At 39.4% G+C, this 15,840-nt stretch carries 12 protein-coding genes and 1 tRNA gene; 10 read left to right on the forward strand and 3 right to left on the reverse strand.

Annotated features, from left to right (window positions below; genetic code table 11):
* Positions 1-62: 62 nt before the first annotated feature.
* Positions 63-138: transfer RNA gene (locus R3X28_RS04450), tRNA-Phe, on the reverse strand.
* Positions 139-239: 101 nt separating this feature from the next.
* Here R3X28_RS04450 and R3X28_RS04455 point away from each other — a divergent pair.
* The 7 genes from R3X28_RS04455 to R3X28_RS04485 all read left to right on the forward strand — a co-directional run bounded on the left by R3X28_RS04455 (position 240) and on the right by R3X28_RS04485 (position 7,975).
* A complete protein-coding gene (locus tag R3X28_RS04455; protein ID WP_317662731.1) occupies positions 240-968 on the forward strand; it encodes a type III pantothenate kinase in 729 nt (242 codons plus the stop codon).
* Positions 969-2,258 (forward strand): hypothetical protein, encoded by a 1,290-nt coding sequence (locus R3X28_RS04460; protein ID WP_282053519.1) that lies wholly within the window; start codon positions 969-971, stop codon positions 2,256-2,258.
* A 35-nt stretch (positions 2,259-2,293) separates the two neighbouring features.
* Positions 2,294-3,664, forward strand: coding sequence for a hypothetical protein (locus R3X28_RS04465; protein ID WP_317662734.1), 1,371 nt, complete (start codon positions 2,294-2,296; stop codon positions 3,662-3,664).
* Position 3,665: 1 nt separating this feature from the next.
* The gene (gene lptC, locus R3X28_RS04470; RefSeq protein WP_317662736.1) at positions 3,666-4,274 is read left to right on the forward strand and encodes an LPS export ABC transporter periplasmic protein LptC; all 609 of its coding nucleotides are present in this window, start codon (positions 3,666-3,668) and stop codon (positions 4,272-4,274) included.
* Positions 4,267-4,467 carry a hypothetical protein gene (locus tag R3X28_RS04475; protein WP_154362851.1) on the forward strand — a complete coding sequence of 67 codons (201 nt, stop codon included), beginning with the start codon at positions 4,267-4,269 and terminating at the stop codon, positions 4,465-4,467. Before lptC ends, R3X28_RS04475 begins: the two co-directional genes overlap by 8 nt.
* A 5-nt stretch (positions 4,468-4,472) precedes the next feature.
* A complete protein-coding gene (locus tag R3X28_RS04480; protein ID WP_154362849.1) occupies positions 4,473-5,762 on the forward strand; it encodes a hemolysin family protein in 1,290 nt (429 codons plus the stop codon).
* A 92-nt stretch (positions 5,763-5,854) separates the two neighbouring features.
* Positions 5,855-7,975, forward strand: coding sequence for a peptidylprolyl isomerase (locus tag R3X28_RS04485; protein WP_317662739.1), 2,121 nt, complete (start codon positions 5,855-5,857; stop codon positions 7,973-7,975).
* A gap of 52 nt (positions 7,976-8,027) precedes the next feature.
* Here the strand turns inward: R3X28_RS04485 and R3X28_RS04490 are convergent, their stop codons facing one another.
* Both R3X28_RS04490 and R3X28_RS04495 read right to left on the reverse strand, forming a co-directional pair.
* Positions 8,028-8,939 (reverse strand): GYDIA family GHMP kinase, encoded by a 912-nt coding sequence (locus R3X28_RS04490; protein WP_317662741.1) that lies wholly within the window; start codon positions 8,937-8,939, stop codon positions 8,028-8,030.
* Positions 8,936-10,258, reverse strand: coding sequence for a hydroxymethylglutaryl-CoA reductase, degradative (locus R3X28_RS04495; RefSeq protein ID WP_317662743.1), 1,323 nt, complete (start codon positions 10,256-10,258; stop codon positions 8,936-8,938). Before R3X28_RS04495 ends, R3X28_RS04490 begins: the two co-directional genes overlap by 4 nt.
* Positions 10,259-10,413: 155 nt before the next feature.
* Here R3X28_RS04495 and R3X28_RS04500 point away from each other — a divergent pair, with 155 nt between their 5' ends.
* The 3 genes from R3X28_RS04500 to R3X28_RS04510 all read left to right on the forward strand — a co-directional run bounded on the left by R3X28_RS04500 (position 10,414) and on the right by R3X28_RS04510 (position 15,837).
* Complete coding sequence (locus R3X28_RS04500) at positions 10,414-12,579, forward strand: S9 family peptidase (RefSeq protein ID WP_317662744.1); 2,166 nt, start codon at positions 10,414-10,416, stop codon at positions 12,577-12,579.
* Between the two features lie 16 nt (positions 12,580-12,595).
* A complete protein-coding gene (locus tag R3X28_RS04505; protein WP_154362840.1) occupies positions 12,596-13,963 on the forward strand; it encodes a peptide MFS transporter in 1,368 nt (455 codons plus the stop codon).
* 89 nt (positions 13,964-14,052) lie between these two features.
* Complete coding sequence (locus R3X28_RS04510; protein WP_317662747.1) at positions 14,053-15,837, forward strand: peptide MFS transporter; 1,785 nt, start codon at positions 14,053-14,055, stop codon at positions 15,835-15,837.
* Positions 15,838-15,840 lie beyond the last annotated feature (3 nt).

Here is a 15,840-nt window from a genome sequence, read left to right on the forward strand (position 1 = left end):
ATAAATAAGCGCATTTCGACTGAAAATAAAAAACCGCAACCTATGGCAGGTTGCGGTTTTTGTGGTGGTGCCTCCAGGAATCGAACCAGGGACACATGGATTTTCAGTCCATTGCTCTACCAACTGAGCTAAGGCACCATCTCATTTAAGAGGGTGCAAATATAATTTCAATTTTAGGATATACAAACAAAAACCAAAAAAAAGGTGATTGTTTTTTTTCATTTGCAGATCTTTGCAACATGAATCTGATCATAGATGCAGGAAATACCTTTGTAAAACTGGCTGTTTTTGAAAACGGGGCCATTGTTCATGATATTAGGGTTGAGCTTGCCGATTTGGTAAAAAAAGCAAAAGTCATATATCATGAATATCCTCAAATAGAATGGACCATGGTGTCTTCGGTCGTTAGTTTGGAAAAGACCGACTTGAAGGCCTTGACGGTTTTTTCCAAGGTACATGTGCTCGGGCATGGGACAAAGACACCTTTTGAGAATAAATACGCCACCCCTGAAACATTGGGGGTTGATCGTATTGCCCTGGCTGCTGGAGCATTTTATTTTAAACCACACTGCAATGTTTTGGTTATTGATGCCGGAACCTGTATTACCTATGATCTGATAACGGAAAATGGGGAGTATCTGGGTGGCACAATATCCCCAGGACTTCAAATGCGCTATAATGCGCTTCATCAACAAACATCTAAATTGCCACTTTTAAACCCAAAAGATCCAAAAGGGTTAATTGGGAATACTACGGAATCTAGTATTCATAGTGGCGTTGTTAACGGAATTTGTACTGAATTGGATGGGGTAATAGATCAATATCGAATGGAATTCAAAGATTTAACAGTTATTTTAACAGGTGGGGATAATCAATTTTTGTCTAAACGGTTAAAAAATACCATATTTGCCTTTTCCAATTTTCTGCTGAAAGGATTAAATAATTTGCTAGACTACAACAAGCGCTAAATGATCAAAAAAATTGTAACTGCAATAATATGCATTGCGTCTGTCGGACTATATGCTCAAAATGGTTCTGTTTCTCCTTACTCTTATTTTGGCGTCGGTGAATTACAATCCAAAGGAACTGTGGAAAATCAGATGATGGGTGGTATAGGTATGTTCGCCGATAGTATCCATGTTAACTTGAAAAATCCCGCTGCCTATAGTCGTCTTGGTGTACAGTACGGGGAAGATTTCGGGAATACGACCTACACTGCAGGAATTTCACATACAAATCTGAGTTTTGAGAATAATTTTGAAAAACAGACCAATTCTGTTACCAAGCTAGAATATATTTCCGTTGCAATGGCCTTGAAAAAGGGTTGGGGTATTGGGTTTGGTATAATGCCTTACTCTTCTGTAGGGTATGATATGGTCGCTGAAAGTGTAGATGGTAATGGTTCAGAGGTGTTGAACCGCTACTATGGTGATGGAGGGTTGAATAAGGTTTATTTGTCTACCGGCTATGAAATCATGAAGAATTTGAGCATTGGTGCAACCGCGAGTTTCAATTTCGGAACCTTGGAGAACAATCGAATTCAGACCATTGAGAACCTACAGTTGGGTACTTTGGATAAAAGAAGTTCAAAAGTTAATGGAATGGATTTTAATTATGCCATGAACTACACCCCTATGATCAAGGATAAATATAGGTTGTATACTTCGGTAAGGGTTAACACCCAAGCCAATCTCACTTCGAAGAACGAAAAGGAGATTGGTTCTTTTTCGAATAGTACAGGAGCTAATATCGAGGTGGTCGATGTTAATCTTGATGCGGTCAACCTTAGGCATACTGAATTAAAGATACCTACGATCACTACTTTAGGATTGGGTATTGGCGAGGACATGAAATGGTTTGTAGGTGCTGAATACAGTTTCCAGGGTATGGGTTCTTTTAAAAATGATTTTATCGATGCCGAGAATTTAGAGTATCAAGATGCCAGTACTTACGCTTTTGGAGGATTTTTTATTCCTGACCATTCTGCATTTTCAGGCTATTTAAAGCGTATATCCTATAGGGCTGGTCTGCGATTTGAAAAGACAGGGATGTTGATCAAGGATCATGAAATAAACAACTTTGGCATAACTTTTGGTTTTGGTTTACCAATGCGCGGAAGTTTTTCCAATCTTAACCTAGGATTCGAGGCAGGTAGGAAAGGCACAAAGGCCGGTGATTTGATAGAAGAGAATTACTTTAAATTTAATTTAGGACTTTCATTGAATGATATTTGGTTCCGTAAGCGAAGAATTAATTAAGAAAAATTTGTACATTAACCACTAAAATTAATAATATGAAAACGAAACTTTACTTCATGGCTTTAGTGCTTTTAGGAAGCATGGGGGTAAGTAATGCGCAGGCACAGAACCAAGAGTGCATGACTAATCTTTCCATCTACGTTGAGCATGCTAAAGTAAAAAATTACGAGGCGGCATATACACCTTGGAAAATGGTATATGATAATTGTCCGGATATCAACTGGGCCAATTTCGCTTATGGTGAAAGAATTTTGAAAGACAGGGTTAAAAAATCTTCTGGAGCGGACAAGGAAGCCAATGTTCAGGAATTATTGACACTGTATGACAACAGTATGAAGTATTTTCCTAAAAAAGCCAAACTTGCTCCGGTTATCATAGATAAGGTTTTGTTGAAATATGATAACAAGATGATTTCTAATGATGAGATTTATAGTGAGTTGAGCAGGGCTTTTAACGAGGATAAGCCTAATTTCAAAAACCCTAAGGCCTTATATCTTTATTTCTCTAGTTTGGTAGATTTGCATAAGGCAGGTAGCAAAGATCTTCAGGAAGTCTTTGATGTTTATGATGATGTTACCGAGAAAATAGAGGATGAGAATGTTAAATTAACCGACAGGATCTCAAAACTACTTCCAAAAGAAGAAGCCGGTACTTTAACGAGTAAGGAGAAAAAGCAATTGAAAGCGGCTACTACCAACTCGGAGTCTTTTGGTAAGATTGAAGGTAGTATAGATTCCAAGTTAGGGGATTTGGCCGATTGTGGTAACTTGATTCCTTTGTATCAAAAGAGTTTCGAGGAAAAGAAAAACGATGTTAACTGGGTGAAAAGAGCTGTTGGTAGAATGTTCAACAAAGAATGTACTGATGACCCGATGTTCAAAAAATTATTTGAAGCCCAAATGGCACTTGATCCTTCTGCCGATGCGTATGTTTATGGTGGTAACCTTAAACTTAAAGCTGGTGACCGTAACGGTGCGGTAGCGGATTTCAACAAGGCCTTGGATTTGGAAACAGATGCAAGGAAAAAATCCAACATTGCTTATAAAGTAGCTACTGTATTTAGAAGAAGCAGTAAATCAACGGCACGAAGTTATGCTCAAAAGGCAATCGATGCCAATCCTTCTAATGGTAGGGCTTATTTATTGATCGCTAATTTATATGCTACAAGTGCTAACGATTGTGGTAGTACGCCTTTTGAAAAAAGAGCGGTTTACTGGAGAGCTGCCGAAATGGCTAGAAAAGCAGGAAGGGTTGATCCTTCTTTAAGTGGAAGGGCCAATCAATCAGCTGCAAGTTATTCAGCTAAAGCACCTTCCAAAACCGATATCTTCAATTCTGGTATGGCTGGTAAAACAGTAACTTTCAATTGCTGGGTCGGTGGTAGTGTCAAGGTTCCCAATTTATAAGATGAAACAACCTTTAGGATATAATCTTAAGAGCATTGCCCTGGTATTTTCCGGGGCAATGCTTTTTTTTTCTTGTGCGGACAACTATAAAAGGGTTGGCGATGAGGCCTTGCCATTGGTGTTTCCCCAAGGAGTTGCGGAAAACTTTTCGTTTATGTACTCCGAGGCCAATAAGGTCATGGCAAACGAGGACAAGGATACTACCAAGGTCATATCTGTATTATCAGGGCCTATTACCGAAAATTACGAAAATCTGGAATTCCCTTATCGTACCTTTCCAGAAGGTATCGTTGTCGATATTTATGATGAGAACAATAATAAAAACAGGATTACCGCGGATTATTGCATTCGATATTCGTCAACGGGATTAATAGATTTAAGGGGCAATGTCGTATTGGAGACCCATGACGGTAAAAAATTGGAAACCCCGAGATTATATTATGATCAGTCCAATGAATGGGCTTTTACCCAAGATAAATTCAAATACACCAATCCTGAAGAAGGTACGGTAATGGATGGCGAGGGTATGGATTTCAATAAGGATTTTACTTTTTTAAATGCACATAGAACCTATGGTCTTATGACCATAAAAGAAGCAAGCAATGATTAAGATTTTAAGATATACAGAGTACTTGTACTTGGTTGTGGCTATTTTTTCACTTTACCGGATTTTTACAGATTGGAATACCAATAGGGAGGGCACTTATATATTCATATTTTTTGCCATCGTCTCCATTGCCATGTTCGCTTTCAGGAGAAATTATCGAAAGAAATTCGAGAATCGAAAAAAGGATAACCAATAGTAGAAATGGAGACCTCCATTGTCATAATAATACTTTCCTTGGTGTTTTCAGCCTTCTTTTCGGGCATGGAAATCGCTTTTATTTCAGCCAATAAAATTCATATTGAGATTGAAAAAAAGCAAGATGATTTTTTGGCAAAGGTGCTTTCACGCCTTACAAAAAGGCCTTCCAAGTTTATAGCAACAATGTTGATTGGGAATAATATTGCCTTGGTCATCTATGGTTTGTTCATGGGCGAATTGCTTATGAATTGGTTCGTAGGGCTTTTGCCGATCCAAAATCGATTTTTGCACCTGATCCTGACCGATTTCAGTTTGTTTACACAAACCGTTATTTCAACATTGATCATATTGATCACGGCTGAGTTTTTGCCGAAAGTCCTGTTCCAGATATATGCCAACAGCTTGTTGAAGATCTTGGCAGTACCTGCATATATTTTCTATCTTCTTTTTTCGGTCATTTCTGAGTTCGTGATCAAACTTTCGGATATTATCTTAAAGACTTTTTTCAAGACTGATGGTGATGAGACCCAACTTGTGTTTAGTAAAGTTGAGCTTGGGGATTATATTAATGAACAAATGGGTAGTATAGAAGAGGAAGACGTGATAGATTCCGAAATCCAGATTTTTCAAAATGCTTTAGAGTTTACACTGGTTAAAGCAAGGGAGGTTATGGTGCCAAGGACCGAGATTGCCGCCGTGGAACTTCATGAGACTACAAAAAACTTGGCAAAATTGTTTACGGAAACAGGGTATTCGAAAATATTGATCTATAAGGATACTATAGATAATATCATAGGTTATGTGCATTCTTACGAATTGTTTAAAAAGCCTAAGACCATAAAAAGTATTCTTAGACCGGTAGAGTTCGTTCCAGAGACTATGCTTATTCATGATATCTTGAATGTTCTGACCAAAAAACGAAAGAGCATCGCGGTAGTTTTGGATGAATATGGGGGAACGTCAGGTTTAATGACAGTAGAGGATATCGTAGAAGAGTTGTTCGGCGAAATTGAGGATGAGCATGATTCCACTGATTTGATCGAAGAGCAACTAGATGAGAAAAGTTATAAATTTTCCGCTCGGTTAGAGGTCGATTATATCAACGAAAATTACAAATTGGAACTACCTGAAAATGATGAATATGAAACTTTAGGAGGTCTTCTGGTCAACGTAACGGGCGAAATACCCGAAAAGGATGCCGAAATTAAAATCGGAAAATTCCAGTTTACGGTTTTGGAAGTTTCAAACACAAAAATAGATTTGTTGAAGCTAGTTGTCTTAGATGATGAATAAACCTCTAGTAAGCAAGTTTTAAGCCCGTTTTACTTTTTAATATTTCAAAAGAAAATGGTAATTTCGCAAACTGATTTTAAACATACCATATAATGGCGATTTTAGAGAATATAAGAAAGAGAACCACCGTATTGATATTGATCATAGGTCTAGCGCTTTTTGCGTTTGTCATATCCGGAGTGTTTACTAAGAATAATCTTTCAGGCGGTAAGACTGGTTCTTCGGTCGCTGAAGTTAATGGGGATGAAATCTCGATTAACGATTTTAGAAGAAAGGTCGAGGTAGCGAAGAACAGGTTTGGGTCTTCGGCATCATCAATGATGGTGGTGAACCAAGTTTACGAACAAGAAGTTAGGAACGCGATTCTAGCACAGCAGTTCGAGGATCTTGGTATCGATATTGAAAGGGATCAGATCATGAATTACATCAAAACGATTCCGGCATACAGCCAAAATCCACAGTTCATGAATGAAAGTGGTATTTTCGACGAAGGTAAATTCCGTGATTTTATAGCGGATTTAAGAGCGAACAGCCCTTCTCAATATGAACTATGGCTACAAGATGAACAGTCGATCATTCAAAATGCCAAACAACAAACTTATTTCAATTTGGTGAAGGCCGGTGTAGGGGCAACGTTGAAAGAAGGCGAGTTGGATTATAAATTAGCTAACGACAAAGTTGATATTAAATACGTCAGATTACCATATACTTCTATCGCGGATAGTACCATAAGTATTACCAAAAGCGAAATACAATCTTATATAAACGATCACAAAGAGGAGTTCAAACAAGAGAATGCCCGGGATATCCAATATGTTTATTTCGAGGAGAAAGCTTCGGTTGATGATGTTAACGCTGTAAAGGAAGAAACCATTAAGTTGTTGGATGATACCATTGAGTATCGTGAAGCTACCGATAGAATGGACACTATTGCCGGATTTAGAAATACCAAGGACTTGGTAGATTTTCTGGATCGAAAGTCAGATATAAAGTATGATACGATTTATAGGGCCAAAAAGGATTTGCCAACTAGTTTCGCAGATACTTTGGTTACTTTGAAAATTGGTGAAATATTCGGTCCTTACAGGGACGGAAACTATTTCAAGGTGTCTAAGATGGTCGATAAAAAAGCGAACGGTTCCGCTAAGGCCAGTCATATTTTAATTTCCTGGAAAGGTGGGGAAAGGGCTAGTGCGAATGTTACAAGAACTAAAGAAGAAGCAGAGGCAAAGGCCAAGGAACTTTTGGCCGAAGCCAAGAAAGATGGTACGGTATTCGTGCAGTTGGCCCGTGACAATTCTGACGGACCTTCAGCTCCTAACGGAGGGGATTTAGGATATTTCCAAGAAGGTGCAATGGTCTCCGATTTCAATGATTTCGTCTTTGGGAACAAAGTAGGAACCATAGGACTTGTAGAAACTGAGTTTGGGTACCATGTCATTAAGATCGATGACAAACAGGATGTATATAAAATTGCAACTTTAGCAAGGGAAATTGAGCCATCCGAAGCTACCATTAACACATTGTTCCAAGATGCTACCAAGTTTGAAATGGATGCCATTTCCGGGGAAAAGGAATTTGTTGATTTGGCCAAGGAAAATAAATATGAAGTTCGTCCTGTGAACAAAATAAAGGCTATGGATGAGAATTTGCCTGGTCTTAGTACCCAAAGAAGTATTGTTCAATGGGCATTTAAAGAAGATACCGAAGTTGGTAATGTCAAAAGGTTCAGTGTGAACAACGGCTATGTTATTGCCCAAATGACCGGTAAATATGAGGAAGGGTTGCAATCTGTTGAAGATGCCTCTACAACCGTATTGCCTATTTTAAGAAAAGAAAGAAAAGCCAAACAATTGATTGCTGCCAATAAAGGTAAGTCAATGGAAGATGTGGCCAAGGATAATTCCGTGTCCGTTTCCAATGCTTCCGCATTGACCGTAAAAGCACCTACCATTCCAGGTGCGGGACGTGAGCCTGCAGTTGTTGGTACCGCGTTTGCAATGAACGTTGGTGACAGTTCCGATTTCATTATAGGTGAAAGTGGCGTTTTTCTTATTTCTGTGACCAATAAACAAGAAGGTCCTAAATTGGAGAACTATAGTACATTCGCAAATTCAATAAAAACGTCGAATGCAGCTAGGGTTAATTCAGCTGTTTATAATGCGTTGAAAGAAGCTGCGGAGGTTGAAGATAACAGAAGTATATTTTATTAATAGAACATACTTTTGGTAAATGAAAAGTCCCAACTAAAAGTTGGGACTTTTTTTATAAAATCATTTCAGAATAAGGGATGATGGTTTCATATCCTTTTTTCCGAAAATAATCCATAGACTTTGAATTGCCTACGGCCAAGATAAAATCACCTCCCCATGCCCCAAGACTTTTGATGGCTTGTGGGTAATCCGGAAAAAGTTCGCTTTTTACCGTCGGTATACCGAGTGTTTGTGATATGACCGATTCATGAAGTTGCAATACTATTTCAAAAGTATTGATGTTTGAACAGGAAATCATTTTAGACGTTAAATCATCGATGACACGAATGAGTTCTTTGGTGTCGAATTCTTGTTTTCTATAACTAGAAATACCTTCCCTACTGTTTTGTTTTTTATTGAGATAGATAAAGTAAAGTTGATCTTTAAATGCTGGGTTAAATTTAACTTCTTCTACTGTGGGAATGCCTTCAATCAATTTGTAGGTTATCGGAGTGTTGTGCTGTGCACATGCAATGTCATAACCGCTTCCTCCAAAAGTATTTTTCAATAATTGGTAAGGATCTATTTCGGCCCATTGCGCAATGTTATTGATCAAGGTGCTAGATGATCCAAGGCCCCAATCTTTAGGAAAAGTCAAGCGTGTTGTTAGTTTGTATCCTTGGCCATTATTTATAAAATATGGGTTTATAGACAATGCGGACTGGAGGATTTTAAGGGCGGTATTCGAGATCTCAATGTTGGAGGAAGAAATTGTGGTCATTGATTTCAAATCGAAAACAGCTTGGAACCAAATATTTTTTTCATTGTCCAAACTCTTCCATGACAGATATTTTGAATCGGCAAACTCCTCCACGGTTAAAAACTGACCGTATTTTGTAGGTAGGGCAAGCGCATTGGCACCGTCAAGAACAGCGTACTCCGCGGATAGCAATAGCTTGCCATTACTGTAGAAAGAATGTTTCATCTTGTGCCCCTTAATTTGTTGAATTCGGCAACAACGGAGCTATGGGTAACGGTATGGTTCTTAAAATAGTCCACAATCTTGTTTTTTTCAATTTCTGTCGCTCCTAATTGGTTCAGGATATTCAACAAATGCATTTTCATATGGCCTTCCTGTATTCCTGTCGTAACAAGTGAACTTACCGCTGCGAAATTCTGTGCGAGCCCGGCAACGGCAACAATCTGCATAAGCTCCTCGGCCGATGGTTTATGAAGTATTTCCATAGCCAATTTAACCAAGGGGTGAAGGTTCGTTAAACCTCCGATAGTTCCCAATGCCAAGGGTAGTTCAATCCAAAACTTGAAAATCCCGTCTTTCAATGACGCATGGGTTAGGCTTTTGTAGTTTCCTTCTTTGGCTGCATAAGCGTGTACGCCTGCTTCAACGGCCCTAAAATCATTTCCCGTGGCCAATACTACGGCATCTATCCCGTTCATTATACCTTTGTTATGGGTGACCGCCCGGTGTGGTTCAACATCGGCTATGGCAATGGCCCGAATCATTTTCTCTGCAAATTCCCCTGGACTTACCGCCTCGCTCAATGTAAGCTCTTCCACGGCACATGATACTTCTGCCCGCACCAAACAATTTGGAACGTAGTTGGACAGTATACTCATTACGATTTCGATTTGGCCTTCCTCTTTCTCAAAGTATGGGGATTTCCCGGCTTCTACCTCAAATGTCTTGGCGAATTGTTCTAGGCACGAGTTAATGAAATTGGCGCCCATGGCATCCAAAGTCTCAAAGGTGCAGTGTAATTGATAATAATCCTTAAGTTGTGAGGTCTTGTTCCGGAGTTCTATATTGCTAATGCCACCACCTCTTTTTTCCATATTTGCGGTCAATGGCTTGGCTTCTTCTATTAGTTTTGGTTTTACGTTCTTAAAAAAAGCCTCTAAATGTTCCGGATTACCTGAATACATGAAATGTACCTGACCTATTTTTTCTGTAGCCAGGACCTTGGTCTTGAACCCGCCACGATTTAACCAAAATTTGGCAGCTTTACTAGCGGCGGCAACCACGGAACTTTCTTCGATCGCCATGGGAATGGCGTATAATTTATCATTGATAAGAAAATTCGGTGCGATTCCCAGTGGAAGATAATAATTGGAAATGGTGTTTTCAATGAACTCATCGTGCAACTTTTGCAACGTGGTGTCCGCGTTCCAATATTGTAGCAATAATTTCTTGGTTTGGGCGGGGTCATGGGTATATTGTTCGGCAACCCAGTCTATTTTTTCTTGTTTAGACAATTTTGAGAAGCCCAAAATAGGATCGGTCATGTTCAATTTTGTTTATGGCTGTAAAGATAGTCATTACCTCGATATACATTAGCGGGGAAAACCCTTTGAAACCCATTGGTTTTTGGTCTTAAAGTTTAATTAATTGTAAAATATTCACTAAACTTGACCTATTTTTGTCACCTATCCCAAAAAAGATGAATAAACGTCATATGCTCTTGTTGCTAATGGTTGGTTTTGTTGCCATTACATTTGCACAAGGGAAGAAAATCACTGTTGAAGAAATATATCGAGGAACTTTTAGGACCAATAGCATGGAAGTGCTTCGGTCAATGAAAAACGGAGAGCAATATACCTTGCTGAATTATAATAGGGGTAATAATTCTTCCAGCATAGATAAATACGATTATACTACCTTGGAAAAGGTTGAAACCATTCTTAGTTCAAACGATAGTGAAGCCATTCCGGGTTTTAGCTCTTATAGTTTTAGTGAGGACGAAAGTAAGGTGCTTTTGGCAACTGAACTGGAACCCATTTACAGACATTCGAAATTGGGGATTTATTATGTTTATGATATAGCTTCAAAATCTGCAGTAAAGGTGTCCAACGAGAAAATACAGGAACCTTTGCTTTCTCCGGATGGTCGTCAGATAGCTTATGTCAGGGCCAATAATCTTTATATTTTCAATATCGGAAGTGGTGAAACAAGTCAAATTACCAACGATGGGGAATCAAATAAAGTAATTAATGGGATTACCGATTGGGTCTATGAAGAGGAATTTGCTTTCGTCAGGGCTTTTGCATGGAATTCCGACGGGACGAAAATTGCATTTCTTCGTTTTGATGAGACCAATGTTCCTGAGTTTTCCATGGATTTCTACGGTAAAGACCTCTATCAATATCAATATGTTTTCAAATACCCAAAGGCGGGGGAGAACAATGCGTTGGTGTCCTTGCATATGTTCGATGTGTCTTCCCGGAACATGACAAAAATAGATTTAGGGAATCCTTATTATATTCCGCGTATCAAATGGATGAACAATGCCGATTATTTAAGTGTAACGACTCTCAATAGGCATCAGAACCATTTAAAATTATATGCCGTAAATGCAAAGAGCGGTTCGGTGAACGTTTTGTTGGAAGAAAAGGATGAAGCCTATGTGGATATTAATGACAACCTAACCTTTATGGCCGATGACAGTTTTATTTGGTCAAGTGAGAGGGACGGCTATAATCATTTGTACCTCTATAACCCTGATGGGGAAATGATGAACCAAATTACCAAAGGGAAATGGGAAGTCACCGATTATTATGGTTACGACCAGAATGAGGATAAGATCTATTACCAGTCTACCGAGAATGGCTCTATTAACCGAGGGGTTTACAGTATAGAGAGCAATGGCAAAAAGAAAAAGGCGCTTGCTGCCGAAACGGGAACGAATGCAGCATCTTTCAGTGCCGACTTCTCTTACTTCATAAATACCTTTTCCAGCGCAGCAACACCCTATCGTTTTACTTTACACAAGGCTTTGACCGGTGAAAAGTTGAAAGATATAAAGGATAACAGGGCACTGGCCGATATGTTAAAGGGGTATGATGCTTCCCCAAAGGAATTTTCAACGTTGGCGATCAATGGCAATGACCTGAATATGTACATGATAAAGCCATCAAATTTTGATGCTTCGAAGAAATATCCGCTTTTGATGTTCCAATATAGTGGTCCGGGATCACAGCAAGTTGCCAATAGATGGATGGGGGCCAATGATTTTTGGCACCAAATGTTGGCTTCGGAAGGATATGTTATCGCATGTGTAGATGGTAGGGGAACCGGATTCAAGGGTAGGGATTTTAAGAAAATCACCCAAAAGGAATTGGGTAAGTATGAAGTAGAGGACCAAATCGCAGCGGCTAAAAAATTAAGCGAACTTTCATTCATTGACGAAAATAGAACGGGAATTTGGGGTTGGAGCTATGGTGGCTTTATGTCTACCAATTGTATCCTAAAGGGGAACGATGTTTTTGAAACCGCCATTGCGGTTGCCCCAGTAACGTCATGGAGGTTTTATGACACGATTTATACAGAGCGCTACATGCAGACTCCGCAAGAGAATGCAAGTGGCTATGACGATAATTCGCCTTTCAACTATCCTGAATTACTGAAAGGTAAATATTTATTGATCCATGGATCAGGGGACGATAATGTTCATGTACAGAATACCATGCGCATGGTCGAGGCTTTGGTTCAGGCGAACAAACAGTTCGATTGGGCTATTTATCCCGATAGGAACCATGGGATATATGGCGGGAATACCCGAATACATCTTTTTAATAAGATGACCGATTTTATAAAAGCAAATCTATAACCAATTCAAAATATATATGGCAGTCATTGATAAACCAGCACATCAAAAAGAACTTTTCGGACATCCAGTAGGGTTGTACGTACTATTTTTTACTGAAATGTGGGAGCGTTTCTCCTATTATGGAATGAGGGCGATCTTAGTACTTTATCTTGTGACTCAGACAACCGATAAAAACCCTGGTTTGGGTTGGACCAACGGAGAGGCCTTGGCCCTATATGGCTGGTATACCATGCTGGTATATGTTGCTTCCATTCCAGGGGGTATAATTGCTGATAGACTGTTGGGCCAGAAAAAAGCGGTAATTGTAGGGGCCATTTTACTTGTAATAGGTCATAGTGTTTTGGCTATTGAACAAATGTGGGCATTTTATACCGGTCTTGGTTTTATAATAGCCGGTGTGGGCATGTTAAAGCCGAATATTTCAACAATGGTCGGTGGACTATATAAACCGGGGGATATTCGCAGGGATAAAGGTTTCACTATTTTTTACATTGGAATTAACGTTGGGGCATTTTTATCCAGTTTGATTGTTGGGTACGTCGGGGAAGTCTACGGCTGGCATTATGGTTTTGGCCTTGCTGGTATTTGTATGCTCTTTGGACTTATTCAGTTTGTATATGGTCAAAAGTATCTTAAAGGAGTTGGTGGTTACTTAGGTAAGTCTGAAAATGCTGAAGACCGGGAGGCTTTGAAAAGGCCATTGTCCAAAATTGAAAAAGATAGGGTAATCGTTTTGATTCTTTCCTTTTTTATGGTTATCGTCTTTTTTGGGGCTTTTGAACAAGCAGGGGGCTTAATGAACATATATGCAAAAGATTACACCAACAGAATGTTGTTGGGTTGGGAAGTGCCCGCCTCATGGTTTCAATCATTGAACGCCTTTTTCATTATAACCTTGGGAACTATTGTTGCTGGCTATTGGGCCAAACGTAAATTAAAAGGAAAAGAAGCTTCTTCACTTTTTAAAATGATCATTGGACTAATGATTATGGGAACCGGATTTTTGTTCATGACAGCGGCCACTGCTGAGTATCAAAGTTCAGGTTCATCGGCCATGTATTGGTTGGTTTTGGCCTATTTGTTCCATACCGTTGGTGAGTTGAGTCTTTCACCGGTTTCTTTGTCTTTTGTTACAAAATTAGCACCTGCCAAATATGCCTCGCTTATGATGGGGCTGTATTTTGCAACGACAGGTTTTGGCAATAAATTGGCTGGCCTATTGGGTGAGTCCGCATCTGAATTTGGCGAGTATACCGTTTTTACGGGAATTGCCATTTTCTGTATTCTTTTCGGATTCCTTATTCTCCTATTTATAAAAAAATTAAAGGCCTTGACCCATGGGGCTGAGGATAATGAACATGTTATAACAGCAGAGGAGGCTTAAGGGCTTTAACACGCCAAAAAGCTACTAGAACCGGTTTTCTGTAATGAATAAAAGATAGTAGTGGTAATTGGCATTTAAATTTATGATTGATGAATACCGATATTGAAAATTTATTCAAAGACAAGGTTCTTGGGCATCCGGCAGGATTGTTCGTTCTATTTTTTACTGAAATGTGGGAACGTTTTTCGTTTTATGGAATGCGTATTTTATTGGTGCTGTTTCTTACGGCCCCCATTATCAGTGATAATCCCGGTTGGGAATGGCCCCGGGAACATGCGTTGGCATTAATAGGTACCTATGCTTCCTTGTTATATCTAACACCTATTGTTGGAGGTTATATTGCGGACAAATTTACAGGGTATCGCATTGCCGTAGTGATCGGTTGTACCATTATGACACTCGGCCATGCCTCAATGGCTTTGGAAACGACGGCAACATTCTATTTAGGTTTGGCTTTATTGGTTATCGGTACGGGATTTTTTAAACCGAACATTACATCCATTATTTCCGAGATGTACAAGGGAAAGGAATCTAAAAAAGATGGGGCCTATACCATTTTCTATATGGGGGTAAATGCCGGTGCTTTCTTTGGAATGATGCTCTGCGGTTACTTGGCCGAAAATGTAGGATGGTCTTGGGGCTTTGGCCTTGCAGGGATATTCATGTTTTTTGGGATGCTTCAATTTCTAATGGCAAAGAAACTTTTCGGTGGGGTTGGGGCTAAACCTTCTAAAAAATATGAAGTTGAACTTCCTCAAAATATAAATGAGGAAAGTCCGGCTGTAGTGGAAGAAACAAGTGTTGATGAAAAATTGAATCCGTTTACCCTTCTCGACTATATCCTGATAGGGGTTTCGGCCATTGGCGGATTGTTGTACCTTTTCAATGATCCATTGTCCAAAATCGGTGAAGTGAATTTACTTCCTTTTAAAGTCGGCAATTTAGACGGTTCTTCGGTTGTTATTTTAACGGCACTTGTACTGTTCTTGATCCTTCTGGTTTCCAGGGTATCTAGGTATATACCGATTGTTAGGGATAGGATAATCGCAGTGGCCATATTTGGCTTGTTCACCGTATTTTTCTTTGCGGCTTTTGAGCAATCGCTAGGGTCAATGACCTTGTTCGCAAGGGATTATACCAACCGGGACCTGGTTGGTTCTTCCGCTATGATCTTTAAAATTGTCGATGCATTATTGACCACCGTTCCCCTTATGATCATAACTTGGGTGTTGATTCTTTTATTTAAAAAAACCTACTCGAAAATAGGACTTTCAAATATTATTTTGGGATTGGCCTTTGTAGGTATTTGGATATTGGTCTTATATAGATTGAATGACAAGTTTACACAAGAAGGCAACCAGATAGAAGCCTCTTGGTTCGGGATATTGAATTCTTTTTTCATCATAACCTTAGCACCATTGTTTTCTAGATGGTGGGAGAGTAAGTACAATCCTAGTGCCGCAATGAAATATGGCTTGGGACTGATTTTGCTCGGACTCGGTTTCGCCATTTTATCTTATGGTACCATGGGAATTCCACAAGGGGCTAAAACAGCCTCGGTAAGTATGGTTTTCTTGATCTTGGCCTATTTGTTGCATACCATGGGCGAATTGTGCCTTTCACCTGTGGGTCTTTCCTATCTTAGTAAATTGGTGCCCGCTAGAATGATCGGCTTTATGTTCGGTATATGGTATTTGGCCATTGCCATTGGTCAAAAAGCGGCCGGGACTATGGGAGGAATGATCGATAAGATTTCGGAAGAATATTCACTCAGTATTTTCTTTTTGATATTCACTCTGGTGCCAATCGGTGTAGGTTTTATATCCATTGTCTTAAATCCCGTATTGAAAAAACTGATGCACGGCGTTCGGTAACCC

The organism is Maribacter sp. TH_r10, assembly GCF_033101095.1.
Lineage (GTDB): Bacteria > Bacteroidota > Bacteroidia > Flavobacteriales > Flavobacteriaceae > Maribacter_A > Maribacter_A luteus.